The organism is Hymenobacter aerophilus DSM 13606, assembly GCF_000382225.1.
GTDB lineage: Bacteria > Bacteroidota > Bacteroidia > Cytophagales > Hymenobacteraceae > Hymenobacter > Hymenobacter aerophilus.
Genome location: NZ_KB907807.1, coordinates 109,977 through 130,410, shown reverse-complemented (window position 1 = coordinate 130,410; position 20,434 = coordinate 109,977). Strand labels below are relative to the sequence as shown.

Genomic DNA, 20,434 nt, shown 5'->3' with positions numbered 1-20,434 from the left:
ATCAGGCAGTAATTTGAAAACCAATAACTTCCATCCTGGTAAGCTGGAGGGTATTTGTTGCGTTGAGTTACGGCGCCAACTCAGCAGTGGATTGATAAATGCCCGAATTATGTATAATATGAATCATAACCCACTGATAAATAGAATATAACTTTTTTTATTTGGAGTTACACTTAATTTTTAGATGAATCTAATTTAGGGTGCCCAACAAGCAGGCTCAGACCAACAACCTAATTTGTGCGCCACCAGCTGCAGAGCCGAAAAAGCGGCCCAAACCAGTTTTTCGTAGCTTTGAAACCCACCCGCTGAAGTTGGGCCCCATGCGCGTAGTATTGGTTTTGTTTTGCTGGATACTGCTGCTGGCGGCCCCCGGGGCCCGTGCGCAGCCAAGCCCACCCACTGCCGCTGCCGCTGATATTGAACTGGGCCCGAGCGCGATTCCGCTCAACGAATACTACACCATCAGCTTCCGGCTGCGCGGCGCCCCGCTGGAGCGCTACTCGGCCTTCCCCGATCTGGAGGGCTTCAAGAAAAGCGGCAAGTCGAGCACCACCACCACGCGCATCGTGGGCGGCCAGCAGTTCACCGAGCTGACCATCACGCAGCGCTACGCCGCTTTTGCTGAGGGCGAGTTTGAAATCAAGCCCTTCAGCATGAAAGTGAATGGGCTGACGCTGGAGTCGGCAGGGGCCACGCTGACGGTGGGGCCGCAGCAGGCCGCCGCGCCGCCCGCGCCCGGCGGCACCGCGCCGCTGCAGGGCCTGGGCCTGCTCGACCAGCTTTTCGGCAAGCCCAAACCCCAGGACTACGTGGAGCCCCAGGATCAGGCCTTTCTGACCGTGGCCACCGATAAGCCGCGGGTGTTTGTAGGCGAGGGCCTGCACGTGGCGCTGTATTTCTACCTGCGGCCCGAAGACCAGGCCGTGCTCGATTTCTACGATTTCGCGGGCCAATTGCCGGGCATCATCCGGCAGTTGCGCCAGCGCACGGTGTGGGAGGAAAGCTTCGACGAGCAGGAAGTGGTGCCCGAAAACGTGACGGTGGGCGGCAAGCCATTTCTGCGCTACCGCCTCTGGGAAGCCGAACTGTATCCGCTCAATGCCGCGCCGCTGGCCTTTCCGGCCGTCGAGCTGAAGATGCGCAAGTACAAGGTGGCCAAGAAGCCCGCCGAGGGCCTCGACAACCGCCTCGAAGGCTACAAAACCTACCGCTCGGCTCCGCTGGCGGTGCCCGTGGTGCCGCTGCCGCCCCACCCGCGCCGCGACCAGGTGCCGGTGGGCAACTACGAGCTGAAGGAGTTTCTCGACCGCACCCGCTTCCAAACCGGCCGCACGTTTGCCTACACCTTCGGGCTCGAAGGCGAGGGCAACCTGGCCACCGTGAATCTGGCCGCGCCCGTGCCGCCGGTCGGGCTCGAACTCTACGGCCCCGAAGTGCAGCAGACGCTCACGCGTCAGAACGGCCGGGTGGGGGGGCGCAAGAGCTTCCGCTTCCGGCTGGTAGCCCGGCAGCCCGGCCCCGTGCGCCTCGATACGCTGTTTCAGCTCATCGTCTTCAACCCCAGTACCGCCCGCTACGACACGCTGCGGCCGAAGCTGCGGCCCGTGGTGCGGGGACCCGAGCGCACGGCCAACACCCTGCGCCCCGTGCCCACCGACCCGTTCTACCGTCAGGCCCTGGCGGCCGCCGACAGCACGCCCCAGCCCCGCGGCATCTACCGCGACGTGCGCCGCTACGCCAACCTGTTTCTGGCCGCCCTGCTGGTTTTCGCGCTCTGGGGCTGGTGGCGAGCGAGGCGGTGATTTGGTGATTTGGCGACGTGGTGATTTGGTGAATGAAAAAGAGAACGTCATTCCGACGAAGGAGGAATCTCGCTTGCTGAAGTAGTAGACCTGACGTTACCATTGCACGCGAGATTCCTCCTTCGTCGGAATGACGTTCTTACCTTCGCCCACTCATTCGCCAAATCACCACCTCACCAAATCACCGTATGAACACGTTCGGCCGCCTGTTTCGCATTACCACGTTTGGCGAGTCGCATGGGCCGGGGATTGGGGTGGTGATTGATGGGTGCCCGGCGGGGCTGGCCGTGAGCGACGCGCAGATTCAGGCGGCGCTGGACCGGCGGCGGCCGGGGCAGTCGGACCTGACGACGCCGCGCTCCGAGGCCGACCGGGTGGAGGTGCAGTCGGGCATCTTCCGGGGTGAAACCACCGGCACGCCCATCAGCCTCTACATTCGCAACCAGGACCAGCACAGCCACGACTACTCGCACATCGAGCACGCCTACCGCCCCTCGCACGCCGACTACACCTACGACCAGAAGTACGGCCGGCGCGACTTCCGGGGCGGCGGCCGCAGCTCGGCCCGCGAAACGGCCGCCCGCGTAGCCGCCGGTGCCGTGGCCCAGCAGCTGCTCAACCAGCACGCTATTCAGGTGGATAGTTACGTGTCGCAGGTGGGGGCCGTGGCCGTGCCGGTGAGCTACGAGGCGCTGGATTTGGGGTTAATTGACACCAACCCCGTGCGATGCCCGCACCCCGAAACGGCCGCGCGTATGGCCGAGCTTATCCGCCAGACCCGCGACCGGCACGACACGGTGGGCGGGCTGGTAACGGGTGTGGTGCGGGGCCTGCCGGCGGGCCTCGGCGAGCCGGTATTCGATAAGCTGCACGCCGAGCTGGGCCGGGCCATGCTGGGCATCAACGCCGTGAAGGGCTTCGAGTACGGCTCGGGCTTTGCCGGCACGCTGCTGTTCGGCTCCGAGCACAACGACGAGTTCTATACCGACGAAACCGGCCGCGTGCGCACCCGCACCAACCACTCGGGCGGCGTGCAGGGCGGCATCAGCAACGGGCAGGATGTGTATTTCCGGGTCGCCTTCAAGCCCGTGGCGACCATTCTGCAGCCCCAAAGCACCATCAACGACCAGGGCGCGGCCGTTACGCTGGCCGGCCGCGGCCGCCACGACCCCTGCGTGCTGCCCCGCGCCGTGCCCATCGTGGATGCCATGACCAGCCTCGTACTGGCCGATTTACTGCTGCGGGCGCGCGCCAACCGGATTTAGCGCGCGTCGGCCACCGGGCCGGGCAGCACCCAGGGCGCCGGGCCCAGCGTGCGGTGCACCGTCAGCAGGTTGAGCGTGGGGCTGACGAGCGGCTGGGGTGGGTGGCCGTTGAGGCTGACGCTCGATTCGCAGTAGATGGCCACCGGCGGCAGGCCCCGGCGCCGGTAGTCGTCGGCCAGCAGGTGGGCGAACTGCAGCAGTAAATCGGGGCTGGCCGTGAGCTTGTGGGCCTGGTTGGGCGTGAGGTAGCTGCTTGGCCATATCAGCTCCTGGGTGCCGTCGGGCAGGTGCACCCGGAACGCGGCCGTGCCGGTTTTGCTGCGCAGCATCAGGTGCCAGCTGAAACGGTGGCCCTCCTCGGTCCAGTGCACATCGGAAGGATACAGGAAGTGGCGCAGCGGCACCAGCACCTGCACCGCCACGAACAAACCCAGGCCGGCCAGCACCCAGCGGGTCCGGCGCGGCGCAATTGTTGGCGCACTTTGCGCGGCCTCGGTAGCCAGCGGCACCCGCGCCCGGAACCAGCGGCCCACGAAGCCCGGCAGCCGGCGCGGGAAATCGGGCGCGAAAAACAGGCTGGTGAGCAGGATGGAAAACCACGGAAACGTACCCAGCCCGAACACTACCACATTGGTCAGGTGAAACAGCACGGCCACCCCAAACGCCCAGGGCCGGCTGCGGCGCCACAGCAGCAACGGCACCACCAGCGCATCGAAGGCAATGCCGCCGTAGCTCAGCAACCAGGCCGCAGTGGGCTGGCTCAGTAGCGGCCCGATAAGCGGATAATGGGCCTTGGCGCCCAGCCACACCGTGAGCGGGCGCGCCGCCAGCCAGTCGGGGTTGAGCTTGGCCAGCGCGGCCAGCGCGTACACCAGCCCCATCTGAAACAGTAGCACCAGCCGCGTCCAGGCCGGGGTAGTGGCGGCGGGGGCCACGCGGCCGGCGCGCACGTCGGCCGAGGCGGCGCGGTGGGCGGGCAGCACCGCCAGCACGGCCGCTACCAGCGCGTAGAGGTAGAAGTGGTTGATGTACTCGGTTTCTTCGAGCAGCAGCAGGGCCCCGTAGCTCAGGCTGAGCGTGGCCGCCGCCGCGCGGTAGTGCCAGCCGGCGGCTACGGCCAGTCCGGCCACCATTACCAGCGCGTAGATAGCGTAAATGCCGGCCGGTGGCGGGTGCGGCAGCCACTCCCAGCCCAGGTAGCGAAAGTGGAATTGCGGCTCGGTGTAGTTGCGCACCCGCCCCAGCAGAATGGCCCCGCCGTGCTCCAGGGCCAGCAAAAAGCCCACGCCCAGCCGGAAATACACCAGCCAGGCAATGTCAACGGGGCGAAACAGGGCGGCAGTCAGGCGGGACATAATTGGGGCTACTGGGGCACTGGGGCTACAAGCTTCAGGCTGCAAGCTACAAGCTGACGTTCAACATCCGCTTATAGCTTGCGGCTTGGCCATTACGCCGCCCGCGTCGTGCTTACCGCGGCATCAGCAGGCTGACGTTCAACATCAGCTTGTAGCTTGCGGCTTAAAGCTTGTAGCTTAAGCAAAGAAGCTACCTTTGCAACTATTGCCGCCCCGCGCGGTTTTATGGTATTGAGGCCGACCAGAACGGCCCGTTTTCTCTCCGCTTGTCACCAAGTCTTTCAAACATGGCTGAACAACTCACTGCCCCCGCCGGCCCGGTTTCCATTTACGCCGAGGCCTCGCCCAACCCCGAATCCATGAAATTCGTGCTCAACGCCCAGCTTTTGGCTGATGGGGTGAGCGTGGATTACCCGACCCTGGAAGCCGCCGTTAACTCGCCGCTGGCCCAGGAGCTGTTCAATTTCGATTATGTGGGCCGCGTATTCATCGCCCAGAACTTCGTTACCATCACCAAGAGCACCGACCACCAGTGGGCCCAGCTGATTCCGGAGCTGCGCACCTTCCTTAAGTCGTACATCGAGGCCAACGGCCCCATTTTCACCGTCGACCCCGCCGCCGAGCAGCAGGCGCAGGCATCGGCCGCGCCCGCCAACGCCTCGGAGGCCGACCAGGCTACCAGCCAGAAAATCATCGACCTGCTCGATAACTACGTGCGCCCCGCCGTGGAGCAGGACGGCGGCAATATCACCTTCAAAAGCTACCATGAGGGCATCGTGACCGTGAACCTGCAGGGCTCGTGCTCGGGCTGCCCCTCGGCCACCGTTACGCTCAAGTCGGGCATCGAAAACCTGCTCAAGCGCATGGTGCCCGAGGTGCAGAGCGTGGTAGCCGAAGGCATCACCATCTAATCACAGATGTTGCAGATGAGTGGATGCCGCAGATGTAGGCGTCAACCCACCTAAGATACAAAGAGCCCGGCCGGTTGGTCGGGCTCTTTCTGTTTTACTGAGGACGAGAAATCGGCACTCCACCATCTACCAAAGAAAGAGCCCGACCAACCGGCCGGGCTCTTTCTTTGGTAGATCAGAAGCTTACAGAACGAATCTGCGCTATCCAACCATCTGCAACATCTGTGATCAGGTGTGCGAGGTGCTCAGTTTGGGAACTCCAACTTCGCCGGTGTCGCCCAGCGGGGTCTTGTCCTTGCGGCCGTAGGTGTCGACAATCAGGCCGGCGGCAATGAATAGCGACGAGTAGGTGCCGAACACCACACCGAGCAGCATGGCGAAGGAGAACGAGCGCAGCGTTTCGCCCCCGAAGATGTAGAGCACCAGCATTACCAGGAACACGGTGGTGAACGTAATCATGGTGCGCGAGAACGTGCTGTTCAGGGCCGGGTTTACCACCTGATTGAACGAGAGGTGCTTGTTTTCCTGCAGATATTCCCTGATTCGGTCGTAGATAACGATGGTGTCGTTCATCGAGAAGCCGATGGTCGTCAGGATGGCGGCCACGAATACCTGGTCCATCTCGTAGTTGAGGCCGAAGGCCCGCGCAATCGGGAACGACGCAATAACGATGAGCGCATCGTGGAACAAAGCCACTACCGCCGCCATCGAGTACTGCCACTTCTCGAACCGGAAGAGCACGTACACGAAAATGGCCAGCAGCGTGAGGCCCAGACTCAGCACCGACGTCCGCTTGATGTCGTCGGCAATGGTGGCGCCCACTTTCGCGGTGCTCTCGATTTTGGGATTCAGGGCGCCGTATTTGGCGTTGAGGCCGGTAAGCAGCGCCGTTTTCACTTTGTCGTCGGCCGCTACGCTCTCGTCGTCGGCCAGGTAGCCGGTCGTGATGCGCAGGCGGTTGCTGGCGCCAAAGGTTTTGGCCTCGGTGCCAGTGCCGGCAAAGTAGTCCTTGGTGAGCATGTCGCGGGCATCGGAAGCCACTACGGCCTTATCGAAGCTCACAACGTAAGCCCGGCCGCCGCGGAAGTCGACGCCCAGGTTGGGGCCGCCCTGCACGTACATCAGCCCGAAACCAATCAGAATGAAAACGGTCGAGAAGAGGTAGGCCAGCTTGCGCTTGCCCATAATGTCGAAGTTGACGTTTTTGAACAGGTTGCGCGACAGGAACGTGCTGAAGGTCAGCGAAGTGGTTTCCTTTCCTTTCACCATCCACTCGATAATCAGGCGCGAAATGTACACGGCCGACAGGAACGAGGTGAACACGCCAATCAGCAGCGTGATGGCGAAGTTTTGCACCGGACCCGTACCGAAAATGAACAGGATGGTGGCAATAATCAGCGTGGTGACGTTGGCGTCGAAGATGGCGGAGAAAGCCCGCGAGTAGCCTTTGTTGATGGCGTCCTTGGGCTGCAGGCCGTGGTCCATTTCCTCGCGGATTCGCTCGAAAATAAGCACGTTGGCGTCTACCGAAGCCGCAATTACGAGCAGCAGACCGGCAATGCCGGGCAGCGTGAGGGCGAAGCTGAACTGGGCCAGAATGCCCATAATCAGGAACAGGTTGAACAGCAGCACGGCGTCGGCCACGATGCCGGCGCGGCCGTAGTAAGCCGCCATAAAGGCCATGATAATCAGCAGGCCGCCGAGCGTGGAGTACAGGCCCTGGTTGGTGGCTTCCTGGCCCAGCGAGGGGCCTACCACGGCTTCTTCCACAATGCGGGTAGGAGCGGGCAGCTTACCGGCTTTCAGCACGCTGGCCAGGTCCTGGGCTTCCTCGATGGTGAAATTGCCCGAAATGCTGGAGTTGCCACCGGCAATTTCGGCCTGCACCACGGGGGCCGAATACACGTAGTCGTCGAGCACGATGGCTACCTGGCGGCCGATGTTGGCGGCCGTCAGGCGCTGCCACTTGCGGGCGCCGTTCGAGTTCATCTGCATCGACACCTCGGCGCCGCCGCCCTGCTGGCTGAAGTCGCCGCGGGCATCCGAAATAACTTCGCCGCCGATGGGCGCTTCCATGTCGCGGCTCTTGCGGATGGCGTAGAGCTGCAGGTACTCCTGGCCGTCAATCACGTCGGGCTTCACGCCCCACATCAGCGTCAGGTTGGAGGGCAGCACGGCGCGGGTGTCGGCGCTGTGCAGCACAGCATTCACGCGGGCCGTGTCGCGGATGTTGGCACCCAGCGTGCCGGGCATCGTGAACAGGCTGCCCAACACATTTTTCTGGGCCAGGGCCGCGGTGTCGGTTTTAGCGGCGGCGGTGTTTTTCTGGGCCAGCTGGCGGGCCAGGGCCGAGGTGTCGCCGGCAGCAGCAGCGGTAGGAGCAGTGCCGGCGGTGGTGGCAGCAGCGGCGGCCGGCGCGGCGGCAGCTTCTTTGGCGCTCAGCACCTGGTTGAGCTGGTTGAGGTAGGGCGCAAATTCATCCTGGCGCCATACTTCCCAGAACTCCAGCTTGGCCTGGCCCTGCACGAGCTTGCGCACGCGGTCGGGGTTATCCACGCCGGGCAGCTCAATCTGAATGCGGCCGGTGCCTTTTACCCGCTGAATGCTGGGCTGGCTGGTGCCGAACTTGTCGATACGAGTGCGCAGAATATCGAACGAGCGGTCGATGGCCTCCTCAATCTGCTTGTTGATTTCGCCGATAACCTTGTCGTCCGACGAGTTGATGTCGATAGCGCCCTTGTTGATGGTGTTGGCAAAAATGCGCGCCAGCTTATCGTTGGGCGCTACCGAGCGGAACGACTGGGCAAACAGCGTAGTGAAAGGCGTGCCCGGGTTGGTGCGCTGCAGGGCCTCGGCCTGCGTCATGGCCTTGTTGAAGTTGGCGTCCTTGCTCTTGCCGCTCATGGCGCGCACAATTTCCACCGGCGACACTTCCAGCGTCAGGTGCATGCCGCCGTTCAGGTCCAGGCCCAGGCCCAGCTCCGACTGCCGCACCTCCTTATAAGTAAGCGGCCCGAACACGGGCGCGCGCCACACCGAATCGAGGTAGTGCTGGCGCTGTTTTTCCACGATCTGGCCGCCGCGCGTGGCGTAGCGCTCGGCATCGCGCTGCACGCTCCGCGAAATGAGCGTCAGCGAGAGAAAGTAAATGCACAACGCCGACAGAATAACTGTCAGCGTGATGATGAGTCCTTTATTACGCATGTAGTAGTTTGAGCTGTTAGCCAGCAGCCGTTGGCTGGTAGCTACTGTTCGGGAAAAGCAAAGGGGAAAACCGGCACCGTACCTGCTAGAATGGCGGGCGCTGGCTAGCTGGAGAGTTGGGCGGGCAGAAAGCGCGAAAAGCAAGCTGCCGACCCAGTTGCCACTAAGGGGCCTGGGGCGAGAGGGCCACGCGCAGCAGCCGGTTGCGGAAAGTGCCTTTTGCCGCACTCCGGAGCGGGTGCGGCGTTGGGGTGCGGGCTACCGCCGGCCATTGGGGCGGCGCGGGCAGCCGCAGGGGCGGAACCGGCAGCCAGGCATCGGCCGCGGCGGGTATTTCGGCTACAAAAACGGGCGTCGCCTCCAGGCTCACGCGCTGCTTCACCACGGCCGTGTGGCCCGATACGGCCGCGCGGGCGGGCGCTTCAGCGGCCGGCAGCACCCGCAGCGTCGCCACCGACTGGTGGTTGAGGCCCAGCACCATCAGCACCGTCAGGGTGAGGAAGGCCAGGCGCAGACGCGGTAAAAAGGCGGTGAGCAGCAGCACGGAACAAACGTAAGAACTACAAATATAGCTTTTTGACCCTGCCGCCGCAATGCCCCGGCCGCAACCGGCATCAAAAACCTACTGGGCGGCCTCGCGGCTGGCGGCCACTTTGCCGCGCAGGTAGGCCACCAGCACCTCGAGGCCCTTGTCGAAGCGGTGGTTGTTGGGAATAATCAGGTCGGCGTCCTGCTGGAAAGGCTTGATGTACTTTTCGTAGGTGGGCGCCACGTGGTGGGTGTAGCGGTAGAGCACGTCCTCGAGGTCGTAGCCCCGCTCGTCCCGGTCGCGCACAATGCGGCGCTGCAGCTTCACGTGCTCCTGGGCATCAATGAACACCTTCAGGTCGAGCAGCCGGGCCACGGCTTCAAAGTAGAACACGAAAATGCCCTCCACCACCACAATGGGCGCGGGCCGGAACACCAGCTCGGCGGCCACCACGTTGGGGTTATTAAAGGTGTACTCGGGCCGGCGCACTTCCTTGCCCTGGCTGATGCGCAGCACATCGGCGGCGTAGGCCGTCGAGTCGATGGAAGTGGGCAGGTCGAAATTGGTGACGCCCTGGGCATCGACGAGCTGGTTTTCGCGCGGGTGGTAGTAGTTGTCCTGCGAAATCAGGCAGATATCCTCTTCGGGAAACGAGGCCAGCAGCCGGCGCAGAAACGTGGTTTTGCCCGAGGCGCTGCCGCCCGTGATACCAACGATGAAAGGTTGTTGCATAGGGGAATTCGGGGCCCGTACCGGCAGGGCCAACCCTGCAAAAGTAGTGAGAAGCAGGGTTAGAAGTAAGAAGAAAGGGCGACGAAGTGGGAAAAAGGCCGTCAGGCCGAACGAAAGGATGTCATTCTGATAGAACTGTCATTCTGAGCGGAGCGAAGAATCTCGCGTGCCACGGTAATCCTGACATTAGGATTTACCGTGGCACGCGAGATTCTTCGCTCCGCTCAGAATGACAGTTCTTTTAGTGCCTGTCTCCCGTACCGTTTCTCACTTCTCACTTCTCACTTCTCACTTCTGATTTAGAAATGCCACCAGCCCGGCTACGGCGCGGCTGCGGTGGCTGAGGCCGTTCTTTTCGGCCAGCGGCATCTCGGAAAACGTGCGGCCGTCGCCCTCAGTAGGCACAAACACGGGGTCGTAGCCGAAGCCGCCCGCGCCGTGCTGCGCCTCGCTGATGCGGCCTTCCACGGCCCCGGCAAACTCGTGCACCGCGCCGTCGGGCAGCACCAGGGCCACCACCGTCCGGAACCGGGCCGTGCGGTCGGAGTGCTCGTGCAGCTCGTGCAGCAGCTTGGCCACGTTGTCTTCGGCCCGGCGCTGGGGGCCGGCGTAGCGGGCCGAATACACGCCGGGCGCCCCGCCCAGGGCCATTACTTCGAGGCCGGTGTCATCAGCAAAGCAGGCCACGCCGAAATGGTCCCACACGTACTGGGCCTTCTGGCGGGCATTGCCTTCGAGCGTGTCCTGGGTTTCGGGCAGCTCTTCGGTGCAGCCGATGTCGGCCAAACTCAGCAGCTGCACCGAAGCGGGCAGCAGCGGCCGGATTTCATCCAGCTTATGTTCATTGTTGGAGGCGAAGCAGAGGCGCATAGCAGGGCGGCGTAGCAGGGTTGAAGAAGGAACCGGGCGCAAAGTACGGGCATAAAAAATCCGGCGCCGGGCCGGATTTCGGGGTTGGCTGGAACTCAGCGGAACATTTGTTTAATAAGGTCCCAGGAGCGGCCCAGCACGTCGCTGGAAGCGGGCGAGCTGAGGTAGGAGCGGGTGCCCGCGGCCGTATGCACCGTCAGGCGGTAGGTTACGGCGTCGCCGGTGGCCGTTACCGGGCGGGCGTTGCGGTCGAAGTAGGCGTAGCGGGGCTGGGCGCCGGCCGTCAGGCTGGTCAGGTGGTCGAAGTCGTCGGCGGGGCCGTCCTGCCGGTCGACGCCGTAGCGGATGACGTTAGGCTCGTTGGCGGCGGCCCATTCGAGCTGCACGCCGCCCGGCAGCGCCTGGGTGCGGAAAAGCAGCAGCACGGAGCCCGACGCCAGCCCCGAAAACAGCAGTAGCAGCGCCAGTAGCGGAAGTAAGCGATTCATAGCGTAGAAATAGATAGAGCGAAAGGAATTGCAAGTATAATCGGATTCGGGCAAAGGCCCGGCAGCCGGCCCGGGCGCAATTAGCGAGGAAGGCGTTGGCGCACGGCGCCGGTAAAGCATTCAGCCACAACTTATAGCCCGACTGTTGGGCCCGGCGCCTGGTGGGAAAGAGGAAAAAACGCCGGGCGTTTTTAAAATCCGAACCTAACGTGTACTTTTGCAGTCCCTTCCGCAAAATCGGCAGGCACTCAGGTACAAACGGCCCTACGACCATGAAAAAAGAAATTCATCCCGAGTATCGCGAAGTGGTATTCCAGGACACTTCCAGCGACTTCAAGTTCGTGACCCGCTCCACGATGACCTCCAACGAGACCATCACCATGGAAGACGGCAAGACTTATCCCGTTATCAAGGTGGAAGTTAGCTCGGCTTCGCACCCCTTCTACACCGGCAAAAACGTGTTCATCGACACCGCCGGCCGCGTGGAGAAATTCCGCAACCGTTACAGCAAGAAGGCTCAGTAGAGCTACAAGCCGCAAGCTTCAAGCGACAAGCTGATGTTATTTGAAACTCCCGTTGGCAAGCTTGCCAACGGGAGTTTCTGTTTAATTATAGTACTACCTACGTCTACTTTACCGCCTCAGCTTGTAGCTTGCGGCTTGTAGCTTGAAGCTAAAATTCCCATGCGCGTTCTGCTCTTCGATGACCCGGCCATCCGGCCCCGGCTGCTGCCACTTACCTTCACCCGGCCCGTGGCCGCGCTGCGTTGCGGCATTCTTACGCTGGCCGAAAAGTGGCAGCACCGCCTCGGGGTGGAGGAGGTGGGCTACCTGACCGAAAGCTACCTGCAGGCCAAGTTTCCGGCCGGCGACACCCGCGGCCCGGCCCTGGTGGTAAACGGCGCTGTGTGCCCCGACGAGCTGCTGGCCCGGCAGGTGCAGGCCCTGGCGCCCGGCAGCGCCCTGTTCGATGGCGAGCTGCTGGTGGCCGCCCACCTGGCCGACGCTACCAAGGTGGCCGAGCTGATTCAGGAAGGCTTCCAGAATACGCACGAAGTAGCCGAGCCCGTAACCGTTATCGGCGAGCTGTGGCACCTGTTTCTGCGCAACGGCGCCGAAATCCGCCTCGACTTCGACCTGCTGACGGCCGGCCGCGAGTCGGCCCCGGTCGGCGACCCGCATACCATCGTGTACGCGCCGGAAAATATCTTCATTGAGCCGGGCGTGAAAATCCGGGCGTCCATCCTCAACGCCGAAAGCGGCCCGATTTACCTGGGCCGCAACGTGGAAGTGCACGAAGGCGCTATCCTGAAAGGCCCGCTGGCCGTCTGCGAGGGCACCCACATCAACACCGGCGCCAAACTGCGCGGCGACAATACCATCGGCCCGCACTGCCGGGTGGGGGGCGAGGTGGCCAACAGCATCATCATGGGCTACTCGAATAAAGGCCACGAGGGCTATTTGGGCAACTCGCTCATCGGCCAGTGGTGCAACATCGGGGCCGACACCAACACGAGCAACCTGAAAAACAACTACGCGCCCGTAAAAATCTGGAGCCACGCGGCCGGCCGGTTCGTGAACACGGGCCAAACCTTCTGCGGCCTGACCATGGGCGACCATAGCAAGTGCGGCATCAACACGATGTTCAACACGGGCACGGTGGTGGGCGTGGCGGCCAACATCTTCGGGGCGGGCTTCCCGCGGGCCTTCATTCCGAGCTTCGCCTGGGGCGGCCCGGCGGGCTTCGAAACCTTCCGGCTGGCCAAAGCGGGCGAAGTAGCCGAGCGTGTGATGAGCCGCCGCCACCTCGCCTACGACGAAGCCGAGCAGGAAATCATGCGCCACGTGTACGAGGCCACGGCCAAAGACCGAGTGTGGGAAAAGGCGGAGTAAGTGAGCGGGAAAGCAGCACAACGGCAAACTGGTGGTGATATAGAGCTGAATGAAACCAGACATGGTCACTTATGAGTGCATACCTAAAGTGGTACGATAAGCTTGTTCTAGGCTTTGTAATTTCGGTGGAAACGGTGCTTATTCTGTCCGGTTTCGCTGTTGCTATTGAAGGTGGAGTTACTGCTGCAATTTTTGGCGTGACGGGTATAATAGTCCTATATAAATTTCTGCACAAAGACCTGAGTCCTATAAAAAAGATTCTGGGAAGTATAGGCTTGCTTTTTTTGACTGTACTTGCACAGATGGGTTTCCATTTTTTAATTCAGTTTCTGTCTCGCTAGATGCGTTTTTCGGCTATTCCGGGGCTTGAGCAGGTAAAGCAGCTGCTGCTGGGCGGCGTGCGGCGCAATCACGTAGCCCACGCCCAGCTGTTTCGCGGGGCCGAGGGTTCGGCGGCGCTGGCGCTGGCGCTGGCCTACGCAGCGTTTCTGAACTGCGAAAACCGCCCGCCCGAAGCCGACGACTCGTGCGGCAGCTGTCCGAGCTGCCAGAAAATCGACCGGCTCATCCACCCCGACCTCAACTTCATCGTGCCCGTCACGACCACCAAAGCGGTGGCCAAGGACGCCACGAGCAGCAAGTTCGGGGCCGAGTGGCGCGAGTTCGTACTTCAGAACCCGTACCAGGGCCTCAACGACTGGATGCAGCACATCGGGGCCGAGAACAAGCAGGGCAGCATTTCCAAGGACGAAAGCGTGCAGCTGCTGCGGCTGGTAACCCTGAAGGCATTTGAGGCGCGGTTTAAAGTGGTGGTCATCTGGCTGCCCGAGCTGATGCATCCGGCGGCGGCCAACGCCGTGCTCAAGCTGCTGGAGGAGCCGCCGCCCGCCACCGTATTTCTGCTGGTGAGCTTCGCGCCCGAGCAGTTGCTGCCCACTATCATCAGCCGGGTGCAGCCAGTGGTGGTGCGCGCTCCTTCCGAAGAAGAATTAACTGAGTGGCTGCACGCCGCCCACCACGTGCCCGAAGCCAAAGCCCGGCAGCTGGCCCAACTCACCGATGGCAACGTGGGCGCGGCGCTGGCCGCCAGCGTGGCCGGCGCCGATGTCGGCCCCGACTACTACGAGCTGTTTGTGGGCTGGATGCGCACCTGCTACGGCAACAAAGTGGCCGATATGCTCAGCAAGAGCGACGAATTTCAGAAGCTGGGCCGCGAAAACCAGAAGGAGTTCTTCCAGTACGCGCTGGCGCTGCTGCGCAAGGTGCTGCTCTTCGGCCTCGACCCGCAGCTGGTGCCGCACCTGCCGGCCCAGGAGCAGGGCTTCATCAAAAGCTTCAGCCCCTTCGTGACGCCGCGCAACGCCGACGCCCTGACCCAGGAAATCAACGAGGCGCACTACCACATCGAGCGCAACGCCAACCCGCGCATGGTGTTCGTGGATGCCTCGCTGCGCCTGGCCGAGCTGCTGCGGCCGTAGATCCAGCCAGGCCGGCGGGAGCGAATTATCGGCCTCCAAGAGCTGGAAACGGCAAAAATACATTTTGCTAATTTGATATAGCAAGTGTTAAAACCAGTATAGGCAGGGCTGCCCGCGGGGAGGGGCTATCTTTGCCGGAAGCATGGGCCTACCGGAGCGGTTTCGGGTCCGAGTTTCTTGTTTTCTGACGTTACTTCCTAGTGAAAAAGCATATCCGCATCGGCACCCGGGGCAGCAAGCTGGCGCTGTGGCAGGCCCACCACGTAGCCGACCGGCTGACGGCCGCCGGCCTGGAGCCTGAAATCGTTATCATCACCACCAAGGGCGACATCGTGCTGGACCGCTCGCTGGATAAAATCGGCTCGAAGGGCGTGTTTACCGAGGAGCTGGAAGAGGGCCTGCGCACTGGCCACATCGACGTGGCCGTGCACAGCGCCAAAGATGTGCAGAGCACCATTCCCGACGATTTGGAGCTGCTGGCCTTCATGGAGCGCGAAAAGGTGAACGACGTGGTGCTCAGCTTCGACGCCGACCTCGACCTGAACCGGCCCGACCTGGTGCTGGGCACCAGCAGCACCCGCCGCCGGGCCATGCTGCGCCGCTTTATGCCCCACGCTACCACCGCCGACGTGCGCGGCAACCTGCAAACCCGCCTGCGCAAGCTTGAAGAAGGCCACTACCACGGCCTCGTGCTGGCCTTTGCCGGCGTGCACCGCATGGAGTACGACGGCCTGATCCGGCACGTGCTGCCCGAAACCCGCTACGTGCCCGCTACCGGCCAGGGCAGTGTGGCCGTGGAGTGCGCCCGCGACCTGGAGCCCGTGCTGAAGGCCGAGTTGCACCGCCTGCTCGACCACCCCGCAACCCATGACTGCCTGCGGGCCGAGCGCGCTTACCTGCGCACCATGGAAGGCGGCTGCAGCATTCCCAGCTTTGCGCTGGCCACCCTGAGCCCCGACGGCCAGACGGTGCAGCTGCACGCCGGCCTCATCAGCCTCGACGGCAGCCAGCTGCTCGAAGAAACCCAAACCGCTTCTGTGGCCGACGCTGCCCAGCTCGGCAACACCATCGCCGAAAGCATCCTGGCCCGCGGCGGCCGCGAAATTCTGGAGGAAATCCGCAGCGGTAAGTAAGCTGGTGATGGGATGAGAAGGGGATGAAATACCTGTCATTCTGAGCATGCTGCGCTTAGAGCAGGGACGAAGAATCTCGCGTGCCACAGTAACTCCTGACGACAGGGTTAGTATGGCACGCGAGATTCTTCGTCCCTGCTCTAAGCGCAGCATGCTCAGAATGACAGTTTTTTTACTTTGCTACCCCTTACTTGCTCCGCCGCCCGAACAGCGCGTACAACGCCAGCGCGAAAATGGCCCCGCTGGTGTCGGCCAGCATGTCTTTTTGGGCATCCCAGATGTCGCCCTGGCTGCCCAGGAAGGCTGCGCCACTGTCGCCGCCGGCCAGCTCGGCGTACACCCACTCAATCAGCTCATAGCTCATGGCCACCGTGCCGATAACGCACAGCGGGTAGAGGTAGCTGATGGCGCGGCTGTTGATGAGTTGGCGCGAATCGGTGTATTCGATGAGGGCGTAGGCGTAGAAACCGACCGAAAAGTGCGCCACCCGGTCGAACATGTTGCGCTCGAAGCCGAACAGGTTATTGAACCAATCGAAGGGCACCTTCTCGAAGGTGTAATGCCCGCCCACGGTGTGCAGGAAAATCAGCACGCTCATCAGGGCGTAGGCGAGGTTGGAGAAGCGCACACCCCGCAAGTACAGCACCGTCAGTAAGGCCACAATTAGCATAATGGGCACGTTTTCGGCCCACCAGGTGGCGCGGTCGGCGGGGTGCAGGCCCAGGGCCACAAACTCGATGAGGTAGGCGGCCAGCAGTAGAACCGGAAACCAGTGGAAAGGACGGGCCGGAGCCGCAGCAGCGCGCATAGCGAAACGGGAAAAGCGGAAAGATGCGGTAACCTACGCAAACGCGGCGTAGCAACCGGCCCCGGGTTTTGGCGCCGCTTCGCGAAGAAACTGCGTAAATTCGGCCTGCGGTTCGCCGTTGAACACTTCGCCCGCTTATTTCGCATGACAAATTTCTTTCGCCGCGCCCTGCTGCTGGTTCTGGTACTGACGCTGGCCATTCCGGCCGTGCAGGCGGCCAAAAAGCCCCGTAAAAGCAAAAAAGATGAGCTCGTCACCATCAGCACCTCGCTGGGCGACATCCGGCTGGTGCTTTCCGAGCTGACGCCGGTGCACCGGGCCAACTTCCTGAAGCTGGCCCGCAGCGGCTTCTACAATGGCACCACCTTTCACCGCGTCATCCTCAACTTCATGGTGCAGGGCGGCGACCCGAACTCGAAGGACGCCGACCCCAGCAACGACGGCCAGGGCCCGGCCAACGAGCAGACGCTGCCGGCCGAAATCCGCCCCGAGCTGACCCATGCGCGCGGGGCCGTGGCCGCCGCCCGCACCGCCGATTTCGTGAACCCCGAGCGGCGTAGCAGCGCCTCGCAGTTCTACATCGTGCAAAACCCCAAAGGCACGCCCCACCTCAACGGCCAGTACACCGTGTTCGGCCAGGTTATCAGCGGCCAGGACGTGGTGGACAAGATTGCCCAGCAGCCCACCGGCCCCGCCAACCGCCCCCTCACCGACATCAAAATGACGATGAAAGTGGAGAAGCTGAAGAAGAAGAAAATCACGGAACTGTACGGGTATCAGTATTGAGAAGTGAGTATTGAGATGGAACGTCATTCAGAGCGCAGCGAAGAATCTCGCGTGCTGACGTTGAAATGGCAACACAACGTCAGCACGCGAGATTCTTCGCTGCGCTCTGAATGACGTTCCATCTCAATACCCAATACTCATTTCTCAATACTCACCCATGAAAATCCTGATTACCGGCTCTAATGGCCTGCTGGGGCAGAAATTGGTGGCTTTGCTGAGCCGGCAGCCGGGCGTGGCGCTGGTGGCTACCTCGCGCGGGACCAACAAGCTGGCCGGCTTGTATCCGCAGGTTAGGTTCGTGCCGCTCGATGTAACCGACGCGGCCCAGGTGGCGCAGGTTATCGAAACCGAAAAGCCCACCCATCTCATCCACACGGCCGCCCTGACCAACGTGGACGAGTGCGCGCTGCACCCCACCGACTGCTGGAATCAGAACGTAACGGCCGTGGCCCACCTGGTAGCCGCCTGCGAGCAGCAGCAGGTGCACCTGATTCACCTGAGCACCGACTTCATTTTCAGTGGCGAAACGGGCCCGCTGGCCGAGGACGCCGTGCCGGGGCCGGTGAATTTCTACGGGGAAAGCAAGCTGGCCGCCGAGCAGTTGGTGCGCCAAAGCCGCGGCTCCTGGGCCATTGTGCGCACCGTGCTCGTGTACGGCGTGGTCCACGACTACGGCCGCACCAATCTGGTGCTGTGGGTGCGCGACGCACTGCGGGCCGGCAAGCCGATAAACGTAGTCGACGACCAGCTGCGCACGCCCACGCTGGCCGAAGACCTGGCCCACGGTTGCTGGCTGGCGGCCCGCCACAACGCCACTGGCGTCTACCACATCAGCGGAGCCGAGCTGTGCACGCCCTACCAGCTGGCGCTGCAGGTGGCCGCGTATTTTCAGCTCGATGCCAGCCTTATCAGTCGGGTTGATGCGGCCACGTTTTCGCAGCCTGCCCTCCGCCCGTTGCGCACGGGGTTCATAATTGATAAAGCAGTGCGCGAGCTGGGCTACCGGCCCCACTCGCTGGCCGAGGGCATTGCCCTGGTAGCCACGCAGGCCGATCAGGCTCATCAGGCCGCGTCGGGGGCCTAGTGCCGAACGGAACCGGCAGGAGCGGGCACCGGCCGGCGTACCGGGGTTTTAGGGCGAGGTTTAGCGGCGGCCGGCCGGGCGGCGGCTGTAGCAGTGGCCGGCCGGGGAGCCGGCGGGGCTTTGACTGGTGCGGACGCCGGCGCAGGAGCCGGCGCGGTTACTGGCGCGGGCGCGGCGGGCAGTGGTACGGCCGCTACGGTGGCGGGCAGCGCGTTGGGGGCGGCAGTTAGCAGGCGTTCGAGCTGGGTGGGGCTGAGGATAGCGCCGAGCTGCGCGGTGTACTCGCGCCCGATGGCCGTTAGCTTATTGCTGAGCATAGCGGGGTCGTCGGCGTACTGGGCGCGGGCTTCGGCCTCCTGGCTCAGGCGCAGCTGCACCAGCCGGCGCACCGGCAGTTGGCGGGCATCATCGAGCGAAATAAAGGCGGCCAGCGTGCGCGTGGCAGTGGTGGCCTGTTCGCGCAGGGCCGGGGCAGTTTCCTGGGCGCGGACTGCCGTGGAAGTTAGCAGTAGCAGGCCGGCCAAGTTCAGCAGCGCCAGGTACAGGGTTTTCATAAGAAGAAGCAAAGTCAGCAGAAGAGGCACCACGCAACCGGCGGCGGGCACGGCAGCGCGCCGGGCGGCCGAAGATAGCGCGCCGGCTTGGGCCCGCCGAGCGTTGCCGGTTGAGTGGGGGCAATGGCCCGACCAAGCGCGCAAAAACCTAGCTGAGCGGCTACGGCAGCACTACCACCTGGCGGCTCACGCAGTGGCTGTCGGGGCAGGAGCCGGGGCCGTTGGCGCGCAGGGCCATGCGCACGGCGTAGCGGCCGGGCCGGCGGAAGCGGTGCTCCACCCGCGGGCCGGTGCCGGTGGCGCCGTCGCGAAAATCCCAGATAACCACCATGTTCTCGCAGGCCGGCAGCTGCGAGTCGGCGGCGTCGAAGGCCACCGGCTGGCCCACCCGCACCGTATCGGCGGCCCGGAAGTTGACCACAGTCTGCCTGGTGAAATCGACGTCGAGCAGTTTTTCGGCCTCCCGCACCTCGCCGCTGGCCTCATCCACCACGTCGAGGCGCACGGTGTAGCGGCGGCGCTCGGCGTAGCAGTGGGCCACGGTGGGGCCGGTCAGCGTGGTGCCGTCGCCCATGTTCCAGCGGAAGGTGAGCGGCCCGGCGGCGGGGTCGACGGCCCGGCTCGCATCCAGCTCGACGCACAACCTGGGCACGCGCGGCGGCGGGCAGGCTACGCTGGTCGTGTCGCCGGGCTGCTGGGCCGCGGCCGGGCGGGAGGCCAGCAGCACAGGCAGCAGGAGCAGCACAGAACAGATCAGGCGAAGCAGCACGGGAGCAGTGAAAATATGGATAAGAAAAGGGCGTTGCCCAATTATGATCAGAACCGGTTCAGGCGTTGGAAAACCTCTTTCTGGTAAGTCTGGCCGATGGGCACGTGCTTGTCGGCCAACAGAATGGAGTTGTCTTCGATGGTCTGAATCTGGCGGATGTTGACGATAAACGAGCGGTGCACCCGCATAAACAGCGCCGCCGGAAACTTCTCGGCAATGGCCCGCAGCGTGCTGTACACGATGAGCTTGCTGGTTTTGGTGATGATGTGCACGTAGTCGCCGAGGGCCTCCACGTACAGCACGTCCTCGAACTGTACCTTCACCAGCCGGCTGTCCACCTTCACGAAGGTAAACGCGTCGTCGGGTGCGGTGGGCTGAGCGCGGGCCGCTACGGCCTCGCGGGCCTGCTGGGCGGCCTGCAGAAAACGGGCGTAGCTGATGGGCTTCACCAGGTAATCGAGCACGGCGTACTCGAAGGCCTCCACGGCGTAGCCTTTGTTGCTGGTAATGAGCACCACCAGCGGCGGGTGGCGCAGAGTACGCAGCAAATCCAGGCCCGACATCAGCGGCATTTCCACATCCAGAAACAGCAGGTCGATGGGCTGGGCGCGCAGCACTTCGGCGGCGGCCAGGGCGCTGGCGCAGCTGCCGGCGTGGCTCAGAAAGGGCGTGTTGGCGACGCAGTTTTCGACAATCTGCACGGCCAGCGGGTCGTCGTCGACCACCAGGCAGCGGAGGGAAGCGGGAGTTTCAGCCATAGAAGCAAAGCTACAG

19 protein-coding genes are annotated in these 20,434 nt (G+C 63.1%); 9 read left to right on the top strand and 10 right to left on the bottom strand.

Annotation, left to right across the window (positions count from 1 at the left end):
* The first annotated feature begins 320 nt into the window (after nt 1-320).
* Both H145_RS20480 and aroC read left to right on the top strand, forming a co-directional pair.
* Entirely contained in the window at nt 321-1,802 is a 1,482-nt protein-coding gene (locus tag H145_RS20480; protein WP_019947628.1) for a BatD family protein, read from the top strand.
* Nucleotides 1,803-1,990: 188 nt separating this feature from the next.
* Nucleotides 1,991-3,067 (top strand): chorismate synthase, encoded by a 1,077-nt coding sequence (aroC, locus tag H145_RS0108035; protein ID WP_019947627.1) that lies wholly within the window; start codon nt 1,991-1,993, stop codon nt 3,065-3,067.
* Here aroC and H145_RS20475 read toward each other — a convergent pair.
* A complete protein-coding gene (locus H145_RS20475; RefSeq protein ID WP_019947626.1) occupies nt 3,064-4,422 on the bottom strand; it encodes an HTTM domain-containing protein in 1,359 nt (452 codons plus the stop codon). The genes aroC and H145_RS20475 overlap by 4 nt on opposite strands.
* A gap of 287 nt (nt 4,423-4,709) precedes the next feature.
* On the opposite strand from H145_RS20475, the gene H145_RS0108025 reads away from it, so the two are divergent.
* Nucleotides 4,710-5,333, top strand: a complete 624-nt coding sequence (locus tag H145_RS0108025; protein ID WP_019947625.1) for a NifU family protein — start codon at nt 4,710-4,712, stop codon at nt 5,331-5,333.
* A gap of 228 nt (nt 5,334-5,561) precedes the next feature.
* Here H145_RS0108025 and secDF read toward each other — a convergent pair whose 3' ends face one another.
* The 5 genes from secDF to H145_RS0108000 form a co-directional block, all read right to left on the bottom strand.
* Nucleotides 5,562-8,537 carry a protein translocase subunit SecDF gene (gene secDF, locus H145_RS20470; protein WP_033426022.1) on the bottom strand — a complete coding sequence of 992 codons (2,976 nt, stop codon included), beginning with the start codon at nt 8,535-8,537 and terminating at the stop codon, nt 5,562-5,564.
* Nucleotides 8,538-8,700: 163 nt separating this feature from the next.
* On the bottom strand, nt 8,701-9,081 hold the full coding sequence (locus H145_RS0108015) for a hypothetical protein (protein WP_019947623.1): 381 nt from the start codon (nt 9,079-9,081) through the stop codon (nt 8,701-8,703).
* A gap of 78 nt (nt 9,082-9,159) precedes the next feature.
* Complete coding sequence (locus H145_RS0108010; protein WP_019947622.1) at nt 9,160-9,798, bottom strand: uridine kinase family protein; 639 nt, start codon at nt 9,796-9,798, stop codon at nt 9,160-9,162.
* 288 nt (nt 9,799-10,086) lie between these two features.
* Nucleotides 10,087-10,668, bottom strand: a complete 582-nt coding sequence (gene rdgB, locus H145_RS0108005; RefSeq protein ID WP_019947621.1) for an RdgB/HAM1 family non-canonical purine NTP pyrophosphatase — start codon at nt 10,666-10,668, stop codon at nt 10,087-10,089.
* A gap of 95 nt (nt 10,669-10,763) precedes the next feature.
* A complete protein-coding gene (locus H145_RS0108000; protein ID WP_019947620.1) occupies nt 10,764-11,156 on the bottom strand; it encodes a hypothetical protein in 393 nt (130 codons plus the stop codon).
* Between the two features lie 272 nt (nt 11,157-11,428).
* Here H145_RS0108000 and H145_RS0107995 point away from each other — a divergent pair, with 272 nt between their 5' ends.
* The 4 genes from H145_RS0107995 (at nt 11,429) to hemC (ending at nt 15,659) form a co-directional block, all read left to right on the top strand.
* Entirely contained in the window at nt 11,429-11,680 is a 252-nt protein-coding gene (locus tag H145_RS0107995) for a type B 50S ribosomal protein L31 (RefSeq protein WP_019947619.1), read from the top strand.
* Between the two features lie 159 nt (nt 11,681-11,839).
* Nucleotides 11,840-13,048, top strand: coding sequence for a GlmU family protein (locus tag H145_RS0107990; protein WP_019947618.1), 1,209 nt, complete (start codon nt 11,840-11,842; stop codon nt 13,046-13,048).
* A 341-nt stretch (nt 13,049-13,389) separates the two neighbouring features.
* Nucleotides 13,390-14,526, top strand: coding sequence for a DNA polymerase III subunit (locus tag H145_RS0107980; protein WP_019947616.1), 1,137 nt, complete (start codon nt 13,390-13,392; stop codon nt 14,524-14,526).
* Between the two features lie 200 nt (nt 14,527-14,726).
* Nucleotides 14,727-15,659 (top strand): hydroxymethylbilane synthase, encoded by a 933-nt coding sequence (gene hemC, locus H145_RS0107975; protein ID WP_019947615.1) that lies wholly within the window; start codon nt 14,727-14,729, stop codon nt 15,657-15,659.
* A 187-nt stretch (nt 15,660-15,846) separates the two neighbouring features.
* Here the strand turns inward: hemC and H145_RS0107970 are convergent, their stop codons facing one another.
* Entirely contained in the window at nt 15,847-16,467 is a 621-nt protein-coding gene (locus tag H145_RS0107970; RefSeq protein ID WP_019947614.1) for a DUF2238 domain-containing protein, read from the bottom strand.
* Between the two features lie 144 nt (nt 16,468-16,611).
* Between H145_RS0107970 and H145_RS0107965 the strand changes: the two genes are divergently transcribed.
* Nucleotides 16,612-17,253: a peptidylprolyl isomerase gene (locus H145_RS0107965; RefSeq protein WP_019947613.1), complete on the top strand. Its 642-nt coding sequence runs from the start codon at nt 16,612-16,614 to the stop codon at nt 17,251-17,253.
* Between the two features lie 157 nt (nt 17,254-17,410).
* The gene (locus H145_RS0107960) at nt 17,411-18,337 is read left to right on the top strand and encodes an SDR family oxidoreductase (RefSeq protein ID WP_019947612.1); all 927 of its coding nucleotides are present in this window, start codon (nt 17,411-17,413) and stop codon (nt 18,335-18,337) included.
* Here H145_RS0107960 and H145_RS0107955 read toward each other — a convergent pair.
* From H145_RS0107955 to H145_RS0107945, 3 genes are all read right to left on the bottom strand, one after another.
* Nucleotides 18,334-18,891 carry a hypothetical protein gene (locus tag H145_RS0107955; RefSeq protein WP_026351353.1) on the bottom strand — a complete coding sequence of 186 codons (558 nt, stop codon included), beginning with the start codon at nt 18,889-18,891 and terminating at the stop codon, nt 18,334-18,336. The genes H145_RS0107960 and H145_RS0107955 overlap by 4 nt on opposite strands.
* Before the next feature lie 160 nt (nt 18,892-19,051).
* Nucleotides 19,052-19,660, bottom strand: a complete 609-nt coding sequence (locus tag H145_RS0107950) for a PKD domain-containing protein (protein WP_019947611.1) — start codon at nt 19,658-19,660, stop codon at nt 19,052-19,054.
* 47 nt (nt 19,661-19,707) lie between these two features.
* Nucleotides 19,708-20,418: a LytR/AlgR family response regulator transcription factor gene (locus tag H145_RS0107945; protein ID WP_019947610.1), complete on the bottom strand. Its 711-nt coding sequence runs from the start codon at nt 20,416-20,418 to the stop codon at nt 19,708-19,710.
* Nucleotides 20,419-20,434: the final 16 nt, after the last annotated feature.

Excerpts from the sequence above, each read along its gene's own strand:
- rdgB (WP_019947621.1), bottom strand. The coding sequence starts at position 10,668 with ATGCGCCTCTGCTTCGCCTCCAACAATGAACATAAGCTGGATGAAATC.
- H145_RS0107965 (WP_019947613.1), top strand. The coding sequence starts at position 16,612 with ATGACAAATTTCTTTCGCCGCGCCCTGCTGCTGGTTCTGGTACTGACG.
- H145_RS20475 (WP_019947626.1), bottom strand. The coding sequence starts at position 4,422 with ATGTCCCGCCTGACTGCCGCCCTGTTTCGCCCCGTTGACATTGCCTGG.
- H145_RS0108000 (WP_019947620.1), bottom strand. The coding sequence starts at position 11,156 with ATGAATCGCTTACTTCCGCTACTGGCGCTGCTACTGCTGTTTTCGGGG.
- H145_RS0107960 (WP_019947612.1), top strand. The coding sequence starts at position 17,411 with ATGAAAATCCTGATTACCGGCTCTAATGGCCTGCTGGGGCAGAAATTG.
- H145_RS0107980 (WP_019947616.1), top strand. The coding sequence starts at position 13,390 with ATGCGTTTTTCGGCTATTCCGGGGCTTGAGCAGGTAAAGCAGCTGCTG.
- secDF (WP_033426022.1), bottom strand. The coding sequence starts at position 8,537 with ATGCGTAATAAAGGACTCATCATCACGCTGACAGTTATTCTGTCGGCG.
- H145_RS0108010 (WP_019947622.1), bottom strand. The coding sequence starts at position 9,798 with ATGCAACAACCTTTCATCGTTGGTATCACGGGCGGCAGCGCCTCGGGC.
- H145_RS0107995 (WP_019947619.1), top strand. The coding sequence starts at position 11,429 with ATGAAAAAAGAAATTCATCCCGAGTATCGCGAAGTGGTATTCCAGGAC.
- H145_RS0107970 (WP_019947614.1), bottom strand. The coding sequence starts at position 16,467 with ATGCGCGCTGCTGCGGCTCCGGCCCGTCCTTTCCACTGGTTTCCGGTT.
- H145_RS0107945 (WP_019947610.1), bottom strand. The coding sequence starts at position 20,418 with ATGGCTGAAACTCCCGCTTCCCTCCGCTGCCTGGTGGTCGACGACGAC.
- H145_RS20480 (WP_019947628.1), top strand. The coding sequence starts at position 321 with ATGCGCGTAGTATTGGTTTTGTTTTGCTGGATACTGCTGCTGGCGGCC.
- aroC (WP_019947627.1), top strand. The coding sequence starts at position 1,991 with ATGAACACGTTCGGCCGCCTGTTTCGCATTACCACGTTTGGCGAGTCG.
- H145_RS0108025 (WP_019947625.1), top strand. The coding sequence starts at position 4,710 with ATGGCTGAACAACTCACTGCCCCCGCCGGCCCGGTTTCCATTTACGCC.
- H145_RS0107955 (WP_026351353.1), bottom strand. The coding sequence starts at position 18,891 with ATGAAAACCCTGTACCTGGCGCTGCTGAACTTGGCCGGCCTGCTACTG.
- H145_RS0107990 (WP_019947618.1), top strand. The coding sequence starts at position 11,840 with ATGCGCGTTCTGCTCTTCGATGACCCGGCCATCCGGCCCCGGCTGCTG.